Source organism: Paraburkholderia sp. 32 (assembly GCF_050435345.1).
GTDB classification, from domain to species: domain Bacteria; phylum Pseudomonadota; class Gammaproteobacteria; order Burkholderiales; family Burkholderiaceae; genus Paraburkholderia; species Paraburkholderia tuberum.
This window is the reverse complement of the sequence record NZ_JBNDKD010000002.1, coordinates 146,907-164,616: the sequence shown is the minus strand read 5'-3', so window position 1 is coordinate 164,616 and position 17,710 is coordinate 146,907. Positions and strand designations below refer to the sequence as shown.

Annotated in this window: 13 protein-coding genes; 9 read left to right on the top strand and 4 right to left on the bottom strand. The window is 63.8% G+C overall.

The window, feature by feature from the left end:
• Nucleotides 1-111: 111 nt before the first annotated feature.
• From OKW26_RS16060 to OKW26_RS16040, 5 genes are all read left to right on the top strand, one after another.
• Nucleotides 112-957 (top strand): urea carboxylase-associated family protein, encoded by an 846-nt coding sequence (locus tag OKW26_RS16060; RefSeq protein ID WP_184068510.1) that lies wholly within the window; start codon nt 112-114, stop codon nt 955-957.
• A 106-nt stretch (nt 958-1,063) separates the two neighbouring features.
• On the top strand, nt 1,064-2,308 hold the full coding sequence (locus OKW26_RS16055) for a D-amino acid dehydrogenase (RefSeq protein WP_184044820.1): 1,245 nt from the start codon (nt 1,064-1,066) through the stop codon (nt 2,306-2,308).
• A 483-nt stretch (nt 2,309-2,791) separates the two neighbouring features.
• Nucleotides 2,792-4,318, top strand: a complete 1,527-nt coding sequence (locus OKW26_RS16050) for a glycosyltransferase family 39 protein (protein WP_429354363.1) — start codon at nt 2,792-2,794, stop codon at nt 4,316-4,318.
• A 183-nt stretch (nt 4,319-4,501) separates the two neighbouring features.
• The gene (locus OKW26_RS16045; RefSeq protein WP_184024102.1) at nt 4,502-4,858 is read left to right on the top strand and encodes an STAS/SEC14 domain-containing protein; all 357 of its coding nucleotides are present in this window, start codon (nt 4,502-4,504) and stop codon (nt 4,856-4,858) included.
• A 181-nt stretch (nt 4,859-5,039) separates the two neighbouring features.
• A complete protein-coding gene (locus tag OKW26_RS16040; RefSeq protein WP_429354362.1) occupies nt 5,040-5,942 on the top strand; it encodes an NAD-dependent epimerase/dehydratase family protein in 903 nt (300 codons plus the stop codon).
• A gap of 292 nt (nt 5,943-6,234) precedes the next feature.
• Here OKW26_RS16040 and flgM read toward each other — a convergent pair whose 3' ends face one another.
• Nucleotides 6,235-6,546: a flagellar biosynthesis anti-sigma factor FlgM gene (flgM, locus tag OKW26_RS16035; protein ID WP_429354361.1), complete on the bottom strand. Its 312-nt coding sequence runs from the start codon at nt 6,544-6,546 to the stop codon at nt 6,235-6,237.
• 861 nt (nt 6,547-7,407) lie between these two features.
• Here flgM and OKW26_RS16030 point away from each other — a divergent pair.
• A complete protein-coding gene (locus tag OKW26_RS16030) occupies nt 7,408-7,875 on the top strand; it encodes a CBS domain-containing protein (RefSeq protein ID WP_184005654.1) in 468 nt (155 codons plus the stop codon).
• Nucleotides 7,876-7,906: 31 nt separating this feature from the next.
• Entirely contained in the window at nt 7,907-9,922 is a 2,016-nt protein-coding gene (locus OKW26_RS16025) for an acyl CoA:acetate/3-ketoacid CoA transferase (protein WP_429354360.1), read from the top strand.
• A 72-nt stretch (nt 9,923-9,994) separates the two neighbouring features.
• On the opposite strand, the gene OKW26_RS16020 is transcribed toward OKW26_RS16025, so the two are convergent.
• Nucleotides 9,995-12,325, bottom strand: coding sequence for a filamentous hemagglutinin N-terminal domain-containing protein (locus OKW26_RS16020; protein ID WP_429354359.1), 2,331 nt, complete (start codon nt 12,323-12,325; stop codon nt 9,995-9,997).
• Between the two features lie 555 nt (nt 12,326-12,880).
• On the opposite strand from OKW26_RS16020, the gene OKW26_RS16015 reads away from it, so the two are divergent.
• On the top strand, nt 12,881-14,104 hold the full coding sequence (locus OKW26_RS16015; protein WP_429354358.1) for a YeeE/YedE family protein: 1,224 nt from the start codon (nt 12,881-12,883) through the stop codon (nt 14,102-14,104).
• A gap of 18 nt (nt 14,105-14,122) precedes the next feature.
• On the opposite strand, the gene OKW26_RS16010 is transcribed toward OKW26_RS16015, so the two are convergent.
• The gene (locus OKW26_RS16010; RefSeq protein ID WP_184024330.1) at nt 14,123-14,830 is read right to left on the bottom strand and encodes a DUF4410 domain-containing protein; all 708 of its coding nucleotides are present in this window, start codon (nt 14,828-14,830) and stop codon (nt 14,123-14,125) included.
• Nucleotides 14,831-15,111: 281 nt separating this feature from the next.
• Here OKW26_RS16010 and OKW26_RS16005 point away from each other — a divergent pair, with 281 nt between their 5' ends.
• Nucleotides 15,112-16,764 carry an FAD-dependent oxidoreductase gene (locus OKW26_RS16005; RefSeq protein WP_429354357.1) on the top strand — a complete coding sequence of 551 codons (1,653 nt, stop codon included), beginning with the start codon at nt 15,112-15,114 and terminating at the stop codon, nt 16,762-16,764.
• Between the two features lie 42 nt (nt 16,765-16,806).
• On the opposite strand, the gene OKW26_RS16000 is transcribed toward OKW26_RS16005, so the two are convergent.
• A complete protein-coding gene (locus OKW26_RS16000) occupies nt 16,807-17,709 on the bottom strand; it encodes an ATP adenylyltransferase family protein (protein WP_429354356.1) in 903 nt (300 codons plus the stop codon).
• Between the last annotated feature and the right edge of the window lies 1 nt (nt 17,710).

Here is a 17,710-nt window from a genome sequence, read left to right as displayed (position 1 = left end):
AGATAAGGAAAAAGATAAGGAAAAGGTCGTTGCAGTGCTGCGTCGCCCGAGCGATGACGACGCCGCCTCGTCGCGGCACGGCGCCGGCCTGAGTTCGACGGAGAATGCATCATGCTGAATTATCCTGCTGCCTATCAGTCCACCAAAGGCTCAGCGCTCGACGTCGACAAGACGTTCTATCAGCGCATCGCCTCACAGCACGACACCCGCACGCTGGTCGAATCGATCGTCGTGCCGATCCGCTCGGGCCAAGCGTGGACCGTGCCGGCCGGCCACGTGTTTCGCATTGTCACGATCGAAGGCCCGCAGGTTGCCGACCTGAACATGTGGAACCGGCACAACCCGCGCGAGCGCATGTGGGCGTCGCGCACGCGCCAGTTGCAGCAGGCGCACGTGAGCACGTTCGACCGTCTGTGGTCGACGCTGCCATTCCTGCGTCCGATGGTGACCATCACGGACGACAGTCTCGCAGGCTACGGCGTCGACGAGCACGGCGGCCGTGTCCACGATCTGCTCGGCACGCGCTGCGACCCCTACGTGAACCGCATGCTGACCGGCGAGGATTTTCATTTTCACTGCCACTCCAACCTGACGCGCGCCATCGCCCCGTATGGATTGACTGAGTACGACGTCCACGACGTGCTCAACGTGTTCCAGTGCACCGGCCTGAATCTCGAAGACAAATACTTCATGAAGGCGTGTCCGGCAAAGAAAGGCGATTACCTCGAATTCTTCGCGGAGATCGACTTGCTGTGCGCGCTGTCGACCTGTCCGGGCGGCGATCTGTCAGTGCCGATGTGGGGACCCGACGCGCGCGATCCGCTGGAAGTGTGCCGGCCGCTTGGCATCGAGGTCTGGCAACTCGCGCCACAGATGCTGGATGGGTGGACGCCGCCGGCCGTGGCTGCCTACAAAGGGCAGCACGGAATGGTGCTGAATCAGCCGCAATGGAAGTGAGACTGGCGCCTCCTGTCCAGCAGGAATCGATGGTGGCGCAGCACAAAAGCCGGAGCGAGACCGCGCCGCCTTGAATGCCGCCGGCCCCCTTGTATCTGAGGACATCATGAAAGTTGTCGTGCTCGGTGGCGGGGTAGTCGGTGTGACAACCGCGTACCAGTTGCAGAAGGATGGCCATGAGGTCGTGATCGTCGAGCGGCAGCCTTTAGTCGCATCGGAAACCAGTTGGGGTAACGCGGGCATGATCGCGCCCGGGCATTCCTTTGTCTGGTCCTCGCCCAAAGCGCCGATGATTCTGCTCAAATCGCTGGTGCTGAAAGATCAGGCGTTGCGCTTCAAGTTCTCGGCAGATCCCAGGCTTTACAGCTGGTCGTGGCGTTTCCTGATGGAATGCACATCAGAGAAGGCACGCCGCAATACCCTGCTCAAGCATCGGCTTGCCGCGTACTCGCAACGCGTGCTACAGAATGTGATCGCTGAGGACGCCATCGAATACGATCGAAATGACCGCGGAATTCTGTATTTTCATCGGACGCAGGAAGCGCAGGATCGCGGAGTCGAACACATGAAGCTGCTGGAATCCGATGGGCAAGTCATCAGGGTTCTCAGCCGCGATCAGGTCGTCGCTCTCGACCCGTCGCTGGCTTCGGCAAAAGACAGGATAGCGGGTGCCATTTACTGCCCGACCGATGAGACCGGAGACCCTGCGAAGTTCACCCGCGCCCTAGCGGAAAAGATTGTCGCGCGTGGCGGTACGCTTCTGACGGACACCACCATCGACGGCTTCGAAACCGCTGGGCAGGACGTGGTGGGCATAAGAACGAGCCGAGGCCTTGTAAAAGCCGACGCGTATGTGCTCGCCCTTGGCCCCTATAGTCCGGTTCTTGGCCGACAGATCGGCATCGATCTTCCGATCTATCCGATCAAGGGATACTCCCTCACGATTCCGATCGATGGCCGGCCCATGCCACCCTCGGTCGCAGTGGTCGACGAGCACAACCTGGTCGCAATCTCGCGCTTCGGCGACCGGATCCGGGTCACCGCAACGGCGGAGTTTGCTGGCTACGACACGAGCCATAAGCCTTCTGATTTTGCGTTTATGAAGAGCGTGACACAAGAACTCTACCCGGCCGGCGCCAACTACGATCGCGCCGAAATGTGGGCCGGTCTCAGGCCGATGACGCCGACGAACCTGCCGTTTCTTGGGCGCAGGAAGTATCGCAATCTTTATCTGAATACCGGTCACGGTCATATCGGCTGGACCATGTCACACGGATCGGCTCGAATCACGGCCGACCTGATCGCGGGACGAACCCCGGCGATTCCGATGGTGGGGCTGCTTTGCGACTGATGGCGACGCGTTTTGCAGCCAAAACATGGGGCCCAGCCGAACGATGCCTGCAACTATTGCATCGGCCGGTCGAATCCGCCGCGCATGACCCGTCGGTACACGTCGCGCTCAAAGAATCGCGACTTCGAGACGCGTTATCGCGCGTCACGCGCAGCTTTTCGCCATCAGATCCACTGGAACGCTGGCGACGGTTGCGCGGCTCGTGTCGGGGTTGCTACGATCCACGCCCAGCTCAGAGCTTTCTCAAGCGCATCTGCAATTGCGGCCGAGTTGAGCGCCGCGTCAAGAGAATCGAATCTTCGGCTTGACCACACGGGTCAATTTTCGCCGCGAACGTCCTTCATCAAGGCCTTTTTGATTTGATCGGGCGCCATGGGTTGCCGGGCAGTCTGTCAGGATCTCTCTCTCCCTACGTAAGCTCATATTACAATGCCGGGCCAAAAAACGCTGCCCGGTAGGGCGGCACTCAGACCAAAAGGTTCAATGTCGACCCAGCTTTCGAATCCCACGTCGCTCGCCTCAGCCTCCGATAAACCTGCCGCCGCGCGCGTCGCATCACTCGGCTGGCTGCTCCCCTTCCACGCGCTGGTCTGGACGCTGGCCGCCTGGCTCGCGCGCGGCAATCTCGACATCCAGGGCGACATGGTCGAGACCTATGTCTGGGGCATCGAGTGGCAGGCCGGTTACGCGAAGCACCCGCCGCTTTCGTCATGGGTCGCAGCGGCCTGGTTCAGCGTGTTCCCGCACACCGATCTCGCGTATTTCGCGCTGTCGGCGGTGAACGTGCTGGTCGGCCTGGCCGGGATCGTCGCGCTCGCCGGGCGCTTCGTGCCGCGCCAGATCGCGATCATCGCCGGGCTTGCGATGGCGGTCTCGCCGCTTTACTCGAATCTCGCCATCAAATTCAATCCGAACTCGATCCTGCTGTCGGTCTGGCCGTGGACCGCCTACTTTTTCGTCCGCTACGTGCAGCCGGGCAGCCGCCTCGCGCGCAGCGGCGCGGCGCTCGGTCTCGGGGCGTGCGCGGCGCTTGCCGTGCTGGGCAAGTACTTCACGATCGTGCTGCTGCTCGGGCTGTTGCTGGCATTGCTCGCGCGTCCCGCATGGCGTGCGCGCCTCGTCAGCGTCGATTCGCTGCTCGCGGTGGCGGCGGGAGTCGCCGTGCTGGCCCCGCACGTACACTGGATGATGGTTAATCATTTCCCGACGCTCGAGTATGCCGCGCAACGCACCGGCGGCACGCTTCTCGCCGCGGTCGGGCGCTTTGGCATCTACACGCTCGCGCAGATCGGCTATCTCGCGCTCAGTTTCGTTTTCGTGCTGTTGATGGTGCGCACGCGCGGGGCTGCGCGGCTCATGGCGCTGAGCGTTGTTCGGAGCGCGTCGTACCCGGATCTCTGGTGGCTCGCGCTGGGGCCACTGTTCGCGGTGGGCCTGCTGTCCGTGATCGGCAAGACGCAGATGGCCTCGGTCTGGGGCATGGCGCAGTGGTTCGCAATGGTGCCACTCTGGCTTGCCGTGCTCGTGCAAGCCCGCTTCGAGTTCGCGCCGCAGCGTGCCATACGCGTCATGGCGGTGTACTGGGCGCTGGTGCTCGCGGTATCGGCAGTGGTCGGCTACACAGGGGCGCGGCGCAATTCCGACGACGCGGCCGAGCCGCGCGCGGAACTCGCGGCAGCCGCGCAGGCGGTGTGGCACGAACGCACCAGCCAGCCGCTGTCGATCGTGGCGGGCTCGACGCATGAGGCCGCTTCGATGGTGTTCTATGACGGCGGCCACCCCCGCTTCTGGGATCTCGACTGGCCGGCGGCAACGCCCTGGCTCACATCCGCCGATTTCGCGCGCCAGGGCTCGCTGATTGTGTGCCGTGGCGACGACTCGGGCTGCATCGCGACGGCATCGTCGCTAAGCCATGCAGCGCCGATTGCGCTCGAGGTGAGCAAGACCGCATGGGGACGGGAGTTGCCCGCGCGTCCCTACCAACTGTTCGTGATCGTGCCGCAGTCGTGAGCCACGCGCCCATCACGGCGTACCGCGGCCGGCCGGTGGCGCCGATGGCCTCGACTGCCTCTCAGGGGAAGATCGGCTCGTAACCTAACCGAGCGAGTGGAAAGAGGTACCATGAGTACGCCGTCGAACGCCAGGCTCATCCGTGCCTGAGCGTGTAACGTCTCTCTGGCTAGAGGTCCTGCCATGATCCTGTATCACACCGTCCCCGATTCGTCGGTCATCGAAATATCCGTCGAAGGCAAAATCACCGACCACGAACTGCGCGAAGCCATCGAGCGCATGCGCGGTGATCTTGAACTGAACGGTAAGACCCGCGTGCTCGAACGCATCGAGCATTTCAGCGGCATCGAGCCGAAGGCGCTATGGACCGACCTGACGCTCGGCGTCTCCGTCGCCCGCAAGGTCACGCGCGCCGCCGTGGTGGCCGACGCGGGCTGGATTCGCGCCTCGATGCATTTGGCCCGGTTCTTCACGAAGGCTGAAATCAAGGCGTTCCACGTCAACGAGCTGGAACAGGCGCGAGCCTGGATCAACGCCTGAACGTCGTCTCCAGCCGGCCGCATCGGGCGGAGGCCGGCTAGTTGGGGCCGCACGACTCAACATCAGAACTGTTACTGCCGAATCAAGGACACGGAGCGCAACGATCCTATGATGGAATGAGGCCGCGCGACACGCGCGGAAAAGCGCTAAAACATGTAGGAAAACAGGAGAAGAGGAGCACATGACGAAGCGAGTGATCGTGACCGGCGGCAGCGGCCTGGCCGGAAAATGGGTGGTCCAGAACCTGGTCGAGCACGGCTACGAGGTGATGAATCTTGATCGCGTGCCGATGGCGGCGCGCACGGCGCGCACGTTGATTACGGACATCACCGATGCGGGCCAGGTATTCAATGCGCTGGCATCGAGCACCGCGCCGGGAGAATTCGCCGACGACCTCGAACCAAAGCCGATCGACGCGATTGTGCATTTTGCGGCGATCCCTCGCATCATGATCACGCCCGACAACGAGGTCTACCGGATCAACGTGATGGGCACGTACAACATCCTCGACGCAGCGTCGAAGCTTGGCATCCGCAAGGTGATCGTGGCATCGAGCGAAACCACATACGGTATGGTGTTCGCGCACCGGGATCGCAGTCCAGAGTACTTCCCGCTCGACGAGGAATACCCGGTGAACCCGATGGACAGCTACGCGACGTCGAAGGTTATCAACGAAGTGACGGCGAAGGCGTTCCACGCGCGCACCGGCTCTGACATCTACTGCTTTCGTATTGGCAACGTGCTCGAACCCAACGACTACGCGAAGTTTCCGGCGTGGCTCAAGGATCCAGCACTGCGCAAGAGGATTGCATGGAGCTATATCGACGGGCGCGATCTCGCGAGCGCGTGCCGGCTCGCCATCGAAAAGGACGGCCTCGGCTTTCAGGTGATGAACGTCGCGGCCGACGACGTGTCGTCCGACGTACCTACCGCGGAACTGCTCCGACGCTACTACCCCGGCGTGCCGCTCAAAAAGCAACTCGGCGAGTTCGAGACCCTGCTCAGCAACGAGAAGCTCAAGCGCCTTCTTGGGTGGAACCAGCAACACTACTGGCGCGACGAAGCGAAAAAGATCGCCCAGTAAGCATGGCGGGCCGGCCCCCGGCCGGCCAATCACGCCGTGCGAGTCTTCATGGACTGCCTTGCAACGACGCAGACCGGCGCAATGGCGTCGTTCCCGCAGTCGTGTGGTGGGTCTTCGGAAGAATTCTCGAACAAGCCCGCAGCAAAAATTCTCCATGCGATGCACTGCATTGCAGGCGTGCCGCCACCTCGAACGCGGACCGACAATGAAGCCAATGGCTCGCCTTCACGGCTGTCAGCGCTGGCGCCTGCGTCGCTTATCCGCCGTCGGTATTGCTACGTTCAGCCGCCGGTCAGCGAGTAGTCGTTTGCAGCAGGTCGCGCGCGGTGCTTAGCATGCCGTCGGCGATCTTTCCGGAATCGATCTTGTAGCTGCCGTCACGCAGGGCGGCCTTGATCGACTCGACCTTCGCCGTGTCGCTATCCGAATCGCTGGACGTGTGCATCGCGGACATTGACGAAAGATTAACCGTCGAATTCTGCGCGCCGGCAGCGCTGACCTGGTGCGCGGACTCGACGGCATCCTTCGCATCGCTGTTGATCGTTGCGCGTTGCGGACCGTTCTGCGAAGCCGCGAGCGGAAAATTGCTGGATTCAATCTTCATGGTGTGTGTTCCCCACTGGTTGAGTCCTTTAACGGTTCAGCATTTGAAATCTTCACCCTGCTGTGGGAAGCGGAACCGTATCCACGTTTCGCCGCGAGCCGCTAAGCCTTGCCGGGCGGGCACTCTAGCCGCCTGCAGCAAATTGCAACAAAGTGTGAGCAATACCACACAACGGCTATAAGCTGATCGAAGCGTCGACCCGCTCCGAATCAAAGGCGCAGGTATGCTTGAGAACACGACGCCGCACCCCATTTTGCTTGCTGTGAACAAACGTACCCGCCGCCCCTTGCAGCCTCGATGGCCCTTTCCGCCAAGTCGCGATGTCGCTGGTCGCGCCTTTGGCGATCTCGTCGCGCTTCAATATTGCGGCGCGGACATGTGGCTCTGGCGATGCCGATGCGGCGACCATGTGACTTCCGCCCTGAAGACGGTAGAGAGCGGTGCAGTGCGTGATTGCGGCTGCCGTGAGCAGCGTCGCGTGTGGCGGTCGCGACCGGGCTCACCTGCGCTGAAGAGCGGCGAGGTTTTCGGCCAGCTGACGACCGAGCGGTACGCTGGCGATGGATTGTGGGTTTGCCGGTGCGACTGCGGTGGTGAGGCGACAGTTAGCGCCGGACGCTTGCGAATGGGCAAGGCGCGCTCGTGCGGCAGGTGCCTCGTCGCTTCGACTCACCGAGTGGCGTAGCGCCGGAACGGAAAATGTTCGTTCGACTCAGGTCAAGCGATCTACACTGCAATTCAACGAATAAGAAAAGATCGCCAGCCTTGGCTGGGCCTGGACGATCGTATTCCGATTCCGCTTTGATTTCGCTTTGATCAAGCGTAGTCCGTACATGCTCCCCTTTCTGTCTGGAGGCGGTCATGAAAAAGGAGAGGAAGACAGCACGGCAAATTCTGTCCGGGAACCCTCGGGAGGTTATCTCAGTGGGCCCCGACGACACGGTGCTGAACGCGTTGCAGTTGATGGCCGACAAGGACGTGACGACGGTGCTGGTGCTGCAGGGCAGCAATCTGGTTGGCGTGCTGTCTCAGCGCGACTACGCCCGCAAGGTCGAGGTGCTTGGCCGCAACGCCGCGAACACCAGGGTTGGCGACATCATGACCACCCAGGTGCTTTATGTGACGCCCGAGCATACCTGCGATCAATGCCTCGCGTCGATGCATACCCGGCGGATCCGGCACCTGCCTGTGATCGAATCCGGGCGCGTCATCGGCGTGCTTTCCGACAGTGACGTGCTGGAGGAACTCCTGCAGGAGGACGAGCATTTCATCAGGATTCTCGAGGACGACATGCTCCATCTGACCATTGATACCGGTGGCGCCTATTAGAAAGTCGCGCTCGAATCAGGCGAGGTGAAACGTGAGCACGCAATCAACCGCGGGGGCGCTTTCACCGGCCATCCTTTCCCGTTCGTCCGGCAAAGTGGCGTCGGCGCGCGATGCCGTGCGCCTGATCCGCGACGGCGATACGGTCGCGACGGGTGGCTTCGTCGGCATCGGCTTCGCCGAAGACATCGCCATTGCCATCGAGGAACTCTGTACGGCGCATGACGAGGATACGTTAGTCACCCTCCCAAAGCCCGCCAACCTCACGCTAGTCTACGCGGCCGGCCAGGGAGACGGCAAGGAACGCGGACTGAACCACCTGGCGACGCCGGGACTCGTCAAGCGCGTCATCGGCGGACACTGGGGCCTCGTGCCGAAGCTACAGCAGCTTGCGGTGGATAACCAGATCGAGGCGTATAACCTGCCGCAGGGCGTGATCAGCCACCTGTTTCGCGACATTGCGGCCGGAAAGCCAGGCCATCTCTCCCGGGTCGGCCTCGGCACCTTCGTCGATCCGCGCTTCGGCGGTGGCAAACTGAACGAGCGCACCACCGAGAATCTGGTCGAGTTGATGCGGATCGGCGACGAGGAATATCTGTTCTACAAGGCCTTCCCGATCAACGTCGCGATCGTGCGCGGCACCACTGCCGACCCGGAAGGCAATGTGACGATGGAGCGCGAAGCCCTGACACTGGAGGCTCTCGCGATCGCCATGGCCGCGCACAACTGCCGCGGCCTCGTGATCGTCCAGGTGGAGCGCATCGCCGAAAGCGGCTCGCTCAATCCGCGACAGGTCAAGATCCCCGGCGTGCTGGTCGATTGCGTCGTGCTGGCGCCGCCCGAGAACCACCAGCAGACCTTTGCCACACCATACAGTCCGGCGTACGCGGGCGAAATCCGGGTCCCCGCGAGCAGTGTGGCGCCGATGCCGATGAGTGAGCGCAAGGTGGTCGCGCGACGCGCGGCAATGGAACTCCAGCCAAACAGCGTGGTGAATCTCGGGATCGGCATGCCCGAAGGCATCGCCAGCGTCGCCAACGAGGAAAGGATCCTCGACCTGATGACGCTGACCACCGAGCCCGGCGTCATCGGCGGCATTCCGGCGGGAGGCTTGAACTTCGGCGCGGCGACCAATGCGCAGGCGATCATCGATCAGCCCGCCCAGTTCGATTTCTATGACGGCGGCGGGCTCGACGTCGCCTTTCTTGGCCTCGCCCAGGCCGATCGCATGGGAAACCTCAATGTGTCGAGATTCGGGCCGCGCCTGCCCGGCGCCGGAGGCTTCATCAACATCAGCCAGAATGCCAGGAAAGTCGTGTTCGTCGGCACTTTCATGGCGGGCCACAGCCAGATTTCGGTCGTCGACGGCAAGCTGCATATCCACCGTGACGGCACGGCCAGGAAATTCATCGAGGAAGTCGAGCATCGCACGTTCTCTGGCCCGTATGCGGCGGCAATGGGCAAGCCGGTCCTCTACATCACCGAGCGTTGCGTGTTCGAGCTGGGCGCCGAGGGCATGGAACTCATCGAGATTGCACCGGGCGTCGATCTGGAGCGCGATATTCTGGCCAGGATGGACTTCGCACCGATCCTGCGTTCGCCGACGCAGATGGACGAGCGGATTTTCCTGCCTGAACCGATGGGCCTGCGCTCGAATGTTTTGCGACTGCCGCTGGAAGCGCGCTTCATCTACGACGACCACAAGAACATCATGTTTCTCAATTTCGCGCGCCTCGAGGTGAAGCGTCCCGACGACATCGCGGCGATCCGGGCTCAGGTATGCCGCGTCTGCGAACCACTGGACCACAAGGTTTATGCAGTGGTGAACTACGAGGGTTTCGTGTTGGACCCCGCGCTGGAGGACGCGTACGTCGAAATGGTCGAGGATATGGTGCAGCGCTACTATGTCGGCGTAACACGCTTCACTACCAGCGCTTTCATGCGCGCCAAGCTGGGTGGCGCCCTTACGCGGCGCGGGCTGTCACCTTATGTCTATGAGACGGAGGCGGAAGCGCAGGCCTACCTGCGCGAACAGTCGTCAAACCGCTGAATCCGGCTTGCATCGTGATCGCGGCACCGAAGGCCGAGTGCGCCCGCGCCGGGTTCTGTCGGACCCTCGATGTCAGTGCCCTGCCAGCCAGCGCAACTGAGGCCCCGGATATCCCGCGACCCACGTGCCGTTCGCGCTGAAATCCCACGTCGGACCGAAGCTCGCCGGCTCGAGCAACTGGATGTCCGTGAGTCCGCTCGAACTGGCCACCGCCGTGCCCGAACCGACACCCGCCGCCGCCCCCGACGATTGGCTGTTCCAGAACACGTTCGCCGCGATCCGGCCGCTGTTCGTGCCCGCGATACCGCCCTCCGTCGAGTTCGCGCCCGCCGTGAGTCTGGACGCGGCATACGACTCGCGGATGAAGCCCGTATTGCTGCCGACAAGTCCGCCGACAGTCGCGCCGCCGTTCAGGAATTCGTAGGCATACGATCGGCCGATGACGCCATGGTTCGTACCGACGAGTCCGCCGACCGTGCTTTGCGCACCGGCTGTTGCGCGGCCGATTGCGAAAGACTGATCGATGCCGCCATCGTTGAGCCCGACGAGCCCACCGATCTGGCCCGCGCCGATGATGTTCACACCCGCCCACGAACGCTCGATGCGCCCAAAGTTCTCGCCGACCAGACCGCCGGCCACTGTGCTCGTGTTGCCCGGGGCACCGATGGCGCCCGTTGCGCCGACGTTCACCATGTATCCGTAGCTGATGCCGGCCAGCAAGCCGACCGTTTCTCCCGAGGACGTCGCGGTGCCGTCCGCGAGCGTGAAATTGCGCACGACGCCGCTCTTGCCGATCGCGCCGAAGAGTCCGGTATCGGTCGCGCTTGAGAGACGCAGATCCGCGGGGAGATGCCCCATGCCGTCGAACTGACCGGTGAACGGATTCGCGGCGGTGCCGATGCCTCCGAACTCCGGCGCACCCGCGAATTCCAGCCCCCTGCTGCCCAACGCATAGTTGCCGGAGAGGTTGTTATTCACCGCGCTCAGGTCCGTCATGGAGTTGACGAGCTGATAGGCCGTGAACTGCGTGACGAGCCCTGTAAACGGCGCGGGGTGCCACGATACGTTGCTGTACACGGTGCCGGGTGTGTAGCTGCCGTTCATGTCGTACAGGCCGCTGACGATGCCCATGCTTCGCGACCAGTCGATCGTGCCCTGGTTGGTCAGACTGCCGCCGTTGTCGAAACCATAGGTGTCGGCGGACAGCGTGAGCGAGCCTGTGCCCCTATTGGCGATGGTCGCCTGCGGTGCGATCGTCAGCGAGTGCGCCGCGTCGAGCGTCAGGGAGGAGGCTCCGTGCCAGCGCACGCTCGCTTCGATCGCGATGTCTCCCTCGCCGGTCGCCCCGAGCTTGCCGTCCGCGCCGTTCGCGAGCACGGAGATGGACGCGCCGTTGCTCAGACTTGCGCCGAGCGTGTTGGCGGTGGGGACGTCCGCGGTGAAGTCCCCCGTGGTGATGTTCCATGCTTTCGCCCGCACATCCGCGCCGCCGACCTTGACGTCCTTGCCGGACATGTCGAGCGCGCCGCCGCTGCCGTCGGCGTTACGCGCGCTGATTTGCGCCCCGCGCGCATCGACGTTGCCGGAGTTGACGACGACCCCGTTGACGGTGGTGTTCGCGACGAGCCAGACGTGGCCGTCGCGCGTCGCGGTGCCGGTGGCGCGCAGGGCGCCCGAATGACCCGCGAGCGCGAAGATATTGCCGTCGGCCGCTTGCACGTCGATGATCGCCGCCTGTACCGTGCCTGAGTTCGTCACCGTGCCGCCGCTTCCGACGTCCACGAAGACTTGTTGAAAGTTGCCGTCGAAGAGCCGGACCTGACGGCCTGCGACGAGTTCGGCATTGCCGTTCGGCGCATCGATCGTCCCTGCGTTCGTGACCTTGCTGGCCGATATCAGGAACACGTCCCCACCCGACGAACTGATCTTGCCGAGATTGACTACATCCGCCGTGGAACTGCCTGTGTAAGCCGAGCCACCGAACACGGGCGGGTTGAGAAAGACGTCGTTGGGGACGTCGAGCGTCGACGCGACGAAACGCCCTCCCGTCGACACCACGCCGCCTGGCCCGATGAGCACGCCATGCGGATTGACGAGGTAGATGCTGCCGGTGCCCTTCAGCGTGCCGTAGATCGCCGACACATCGTTACCCGTCACGCGATTGAGTGTCGCGCCCGTGCCGTTGTTGATCGACACCGTGCGGGACGATCCGATCGAAAAACTGTTCCATTCGATGATGCCGCGCGAGCCCGCTTGCGTGATGCTCATGCCGGCATCGTTCTGAGTGATGCTTCCCGAGCCGGCGACGAAATGCCCGCCTTGCGGCAGGGTACCCGCCGCGCACGCGACGTGCGTCGTGGAAAGTCCGGTCAGCGAAATGGCGATGGCAAATGAAATTCGCACGCTTGCATGACGGCGTTGCGATGGACGTTGCCGCAGCAGAGATGGCCTTCGAGTGCTCATACATCCCCCTTCCACGCTCGCGCGAAACGGCTGCCAACGACCCGTGGAGCCGACCGGAAACGCGTGAGTCGCCGCGTATGAAGATTAGCAGTTCGCCTCGTCGCCACTTAACGACCGTGGCTGATTTGGTCGATATTTCGGCCCGAAATGTTGTTGCGCGACCGGGACGGGATTACCGTCGCGTTCCATCTTGATAACGATTTCAATGCAAGTTTGAAATACCTTTATTACGGGAGGTTATTAAGTCACTGGTTTCAAGCGCGGTCGACCGTCGTCAAGCGCCCGTGCGGCGGGCCTTGCAGCCTGGCGGCACCGCGCGCGCCCGGATTCGCGATCGAGCAGCGCGAACCTTGCTGTGCAACAGCCGCAACGCGACATTTCGGTATACTCGCGAGCTTTCCCAAAAACGATTATTCGCGGCCCTCCTCCCGCGCAGCGACCGCCGTTTCATAGGCGTGCCGCCCTCGCGCGACAAGCGTGCCCGCCCCGCTCACCATGTCCGATCTCTCCACGCCGTTCGGCGCGCCCCGCCGTCTCGTCAACATCAATCCGAAGCCGCTCGCCGTCGCGCTCGCGCTGGTCGTGCTCGGCGCGATCTATCTCGCGCAGACCGTCAGCGTGAAACAGGCCGCGCTGTACGTCCTCGGCGCGCTGCTCGGCGTCACGCTCTATCACGCCGCGTTCGGCTTCACGTCCGCATGGCGCGTGTTCATCGCCGACGGCCGCGGCGCCGGCCTGCGCGCGCAGATGCTGATGCTCGCGATCGGCGTGCTGCTGTTCTTCCCGGCGCTTTCCGCCGGCACGCTATTCGGTCATCCGGTCGTCGGCGAAGTGTCGCCCGTCGGCACGTCGGTCCTGATCGGCGCGTTCATGTTCGGCATCGGCATGCAGCTCGGCGGCGGCTGCGCCTCCGGCACGCTGTATACGGTCGGCGGCGGCAGCACACGGATGGTGGTCACGCTGATCGCGTTCATCATCGGCTCGGTAATCGGCACCGCGCACATGCCGTTCTGGTCCGCGCTGCCGCATCTGCCGCCGATCTCGCTCGTGCAGACGCTCGGCGTCGGCCCGGCGATCGCGCTGAACCTCGTGGTGTTCGCGGCCATCGCCGCGCTGAGCGTGCTGATCGAAAAGCGCCGTCACGGCCGTCTCGTCAGCGACGTGGAGCGCGCCCCGAACGCATCGCCGTGGCTGCATGGCCCGTGGCCGCTCCTCACCGGGGGCGTCGTGCTCGCGATCCTCAACTTCGCGACGCTCGCGCTGTCAGGCCATCCGTGGGGCATCACGTCGGCGTTCGCGCTGTGGGGCGCGAAGGCGTTCTCCGCGATGGGCGTCGACGTCGCGAGCTGGCATGTGTGGAGCACCGGCCCGAACGCGGCCGCCCTTGCCGCACCGATCAGCCACGACGTGAAGTCGGTCATGGACATCGGCATCGTGATCGGCGCGATGGTTGCCGCTTCGCTGGCCGGCCGCTATGCGCCGGTGTGGCGTCTGCCGCTGCGCTCGCTGATCGCGGCAATCATCGGCGGACTGATTCTCGGCTACGGCGCGCGCCTCGCGTACGGCTGCAATATCGGCGCGTACTTCAGCGGCATCGTGTCGGGCAGCCTGCACGGCTGGCTGTGGCTCGTCTCGGCATTTTTCGGCAACGTGGTCGGCACGAAGCTGCGTCCGCTGTTCGGCCTCGCGGTCGAGCGCGTCAAGCGGACGGGCTGCTGAGCGGGCGGCTTCGGCCGCCTACCGGGCGGGGGCGGCGCTGCCGGCCTCCCTTGCACCCGTCTGAAGCCGTCGCGCGAGTTCGTCAGCGATCTGCTCCGCGCTTTTCCTGACCGCCGTCTTTTCATCGCGGCCCGACAGAACGACCTTCGCGGCGATCACGTACGGGTTGAGCTTGATCACGGCGCCCGGCATATCCCTGCTCGCCCCCTCTTCAACAGTTTCATAGAGCGGCGGTAACTCCGGCGTAGCCAGGTTATCGCAGGAAACCGCGACCTGAAACTGGCTTTGGCCCGCGCCCATACCCACCATCGCGCGACGCAGCCGATTACCCTCATCGACACTGAGAAAAACGCCGCGCACCTGCCAGCCGCCGTGGGGCAGCGGTTCACCCGGCGTGACGCGGCGCGCGTCTACTCCGGCCTTCTTCAGATCGTCCGTCAGAGATTGCGCCATCAGCGCAACCATGTCTCGCGCACGCGCCTGCGGATCCTGCTGCTGACGCAGCGGGCCCTCAGGCACCAGATTGCCCAGGATGCCTCGCGCGCGGTGACCTGGCCCGCTGTCAGGGGCGATGTTCGCGGCGTCGAGATCGAAATCGGAGACATAGACGACCGGCGGCGCGACAGGAGCCGCGAGCGCCGCCGACGAATCCGCGGCCAGACATCCTTGCGCGCTGGCACACACGTACGTCGCCAGACATACCATTCGCACCCATCGCAACACCATTGCGCACCTCCACGCTGATCGCCTGGTACTGGTTGGATGGCCGCGACGAAATACGGCATTCATATCGCGGCCGTTCATCCAGCTTAGGTCTTTCAGAAGCGCACCCATGGCTTGATCGTCTGCATCGCGATCTGAAAATCCTATACTGGGTCGGTGCGGTTGCTGACTTCGCGCCTTGTCTGCACATCCGTTTGCGCGAGTCCAATCGTCCGACATGACGCCTCTGAAACCCGGTGCACCGCGCGCTACGTCATCTGCCTGACAGAACGGAAAACCAAGCCATGCTGACGATCGACGACATCCGCGCCGTGCCGCTGTTCTCGACCCTCCCCGACAGCGAACTGGAAATCCTCGTGCACGCGTGCGCCGACCTGCATCTATGCGCGGGCGAGTTCGCGGTCCATGAAGGCGGCGAGCGCGCGTTATACGCCGTGCTGTCGGGCAAGATGGAAGTCATCAAGACGTTCGACGGCATCGAGCGAACCTTGGGCTGGCGTCTGCCCGGCACGATCTTCGGCGAAGTGCCGCTCGCGCTGAGCTCACCGTTTCCGGGCGCGTATCGAGCGGCCGAGCCTTCGCGCGTGATGCGGGTCGACGCGCCGCAATACTATGCGCTCGCGGCGGCGTCGCCCGACGTGGCGTTCAAGATGGGCGCGCTCGCGCGCGAACGCATCGGCGGGCTGCAAAGCCTTTCCGCCGAGCCGCCGAAGGCGCGTGTGACGATCGTCGGCAACCGTTGGGACAATGCGTGCACGCTGCTGCGTCAGTTCCTCGCGCGCAATCAGATCAGCGTCGACTGGCTGGCGCCGGATGCGCCCGAATTGGCCGCGCGCTGGCCTGGCACGTGTCCAACGGAAGGCGAGTGCCCCGCGTTGCGCCTCGTCGACGGCACAGTGCTGAGGCGGCCCGCGACCCGCGAGCTTGCGGGACTGCTCGGCCTCCAGACGCAGCCGCGTCTGGCCGGATACGACACGGCGATCATCGGCGGCGGTCCCGCGGGGCTGGCTGCCGCGGTATACGGCGCGTCGGAAGGTCTGCGCACGCTGGTGCTCGAGCGCGAGGCGCCGGGCGGACAGGCGGGCACGTCCTCGCGCATCGAAAATTATCTCGGCTTTCCCAATGGCGTTTCCGGCGACGAACTCGCGAGCCGCGCGCTGCAACAGGCACGGCGGCTCGGCGCGGAGATCCTCGTGACGCGCTCGGTCGAGCGCATCGATGTGCAGGCGCGGCGGATTCATCTCGATGGCGGCGACGCCGTGCACGCTCGAACCATCATTCTCGCGACGGGCGTCACGTGGCGGCAGCTCGCGATCGACGGCTTCGACCGCTTGATCGGCAAGGGGATTTACTACGGCGCGGCGCGCAGCGAAGCGAGCGCGACGCACGGCCTCGATGTCCATCTGATCGGCGGCGGCAATTCGGCCGGCCAGGCGGCGTTGTACTTCGCCAATCATGCGCGCAGCGTGACGCTCGTCGTGCGCGGCGATTCGCTCGAAAAGGGCATGTCGCGCTATCTCGTCGAACAGCTAGCGGGCAAATCGAATGTCGCGGTGCGGCTGCGCTCCGAAGTCGTCGGCGCGCATGGCGATACGCATCTGACGGCCATCACCGTTCGCGATTCGACGAGCGACGCAGTGAGCCAACACGACTGCGGCGGTCTGTTCGTCTTCATCGGAGCGGATGCGCAGACGGAGTGGCTGCCGCCCGAAATCGCGCGCGATGTGCGCGGCTACGTTCTGACCGGCGATGACGTCGTCAAGGCCGGACGCTGGTCGCATCAGCGCGATCCTTATCTGCTCGAATCGAGCGTGGCTGGCGTGTTCGCGTGCGGAGACGTGAGACTGAGTCCTGTGAAGCGCGTCGCTTCGGCCGTCGGCGAGGGCAGCATGGCGATTGCTTTCGCGCACAGGTATTTGCAGTCGGACGGAGCTTGAGTTCGTCGCGTGAGTCTGCTGCGCGATCGGGTTGCGCGGCCGCTATGTATTCGCAGGCAGCGCGACGCGTTCCAATACCCTCATCGGGCCGAGCCTTTCGATCACATCCAGTTGAGCCGCATCGCGCACGAACAGCGAACCCGCAAAGCCGAGCGCGTTGACCGACACGCCTTCGACTCGCTCTTGCGATCTCGGTACGAGCAACATCCAGCGCCGCGTGACCAGCAGGTTGTAGGGCGTCGCATGACAGCAGGCACGGTCGATTTCGAGCGCGCCGATATCCGCCGCGTCGAGCAGCGTGCGATAGCGGGAAAGCGCCAGCTTCGGCGCATCCGCGCGAGCCAGATCATCGGCGTGAAAGCGTGCGAACGCATGCCGAAACGGCAGATCCGGCAAGCCGTTCTCCGCACCGAGCAGGGGCTCGACAGGCACGGACGGATCGGCTTCCCCGAGCGGCAGCGGCACGATCTGCAGGTGCTTGTGCGGCTGGCTCGCGCCCGCCTGCGTGCCGGCGTTGTAAAAGCCGATGCCGTCGAATTCGGCCATGCACGCGAGCAGCGCTTCGAAATCGGCAAGATCGAGCAGCGCTTCCTGCGGTTCGAATTCGCGCGTGACGATCAGCAAATGATGATCGATCACGTTGAACTTGTTCAGCAACGCGAGGTGAGTATCGGAGATGTCGGCGACGAACAGATCCGGCTCATAGGGAAGAAATGGGTTCGCCTGAGGGTGCTTCGCCGTCTGCAGCTTTCGCGCTTGCTCGCGTTGCTGTTCCTTGCGCGTCAGGCTCGACACCCGACGCACGAGAAAGCGGATGCCGCCGCTGTCGATCACGGACTGTTGCGTGTCGATCGGTCGCAGCGCGCCGCAGCTCAGCGCATGTCCGGTCTGTCGCGCAATGGCGGGCCACAGCGTGCCCGGAATCAGGCGTCGTTGTCGTTCCATA

Excerpts from the sequence above, each read along its gene's own strand:
- OKW26_RS16060 (WP_184068510.1), top strand. The coding sequence starts at position 112 with ATGCTGAATTATCCTGCTGCCTATCAGTCCACCAAAGGCTCAGCGCTC.
- OKW26_RS16055 (WP_184044820.1), top strand. The coding sequence starts at position 1,064 with ATGAAAGTTGTCGTGCTCGGTGGCGGGGTAGTCGGTGTGACAACCGCG.
- OKW26_RS16050 (WP_429354363.1), top strand. The coding sequence starts at position 2,792 with ATGTCGACCCAGCTTTCGAATCCCACGTCGCTCGCCTCAGCCTCCGAT.
- OKW26_RS16045 (WP_184024102.1), top strand. The coding sequence starts at position 4,502 with ATGATCCTGTATCACACCGTCCCCGATTCGTCGGTCATCGAAATATCC.
- OKW26_RS16040 (WP_429354362.1), top strand. The coding sequence starts at position 5,040 with ATGACGAAGCGAGTGATCGTGACCGGCGGCAGCGGCCTGGCCGGAAAA.
- flgM (WP_429354361.1), bottom strand. The coding sequence starts at position 6,546 with ATGAAGATTGAATCCAGCAATTTTCCGCTCGCGGCTTCGCAGAACGGT.
- OKW26_RS16030 (WP_184005654.1), top strand. The coding sequence starts at position 7,408 with ATGAAAAAGGAGAGGAAGACAGCACGGCAAATTCTGTCCGGGAACCCT.
- OKW26_RS16015 (WP_429354358.1), top strand. The coding sequence starts at position 12,881 with ATGTCCGATCTCTCCACGCCGTTCGGCGCGCCCCGCCGTCTCGTCAAC.
- OKW26_RS16010 (WP_184024330.1), bottom strand. The coding sequence starts at position 14,830 with ATGGTGTTGCGATGGGTGCGAATGGTATGTCTGGCGACGTACGTGTGT.
- OKW26_RS16005 (WP_429354357.1), top strand. The coding sequence starts at position 15,112 with ATGCTGACGATCGACGACATCCGCGCCGTGCCGCTGTTCTCGACCCTC.
- OKW26_RS16000 (WP_429354356.1), bottom strand. The coding sequence starts at position 17,709 with ATGGAACGACAACGACGCCTGATTCCGGGCACGCTGTGGCCCGCCATT.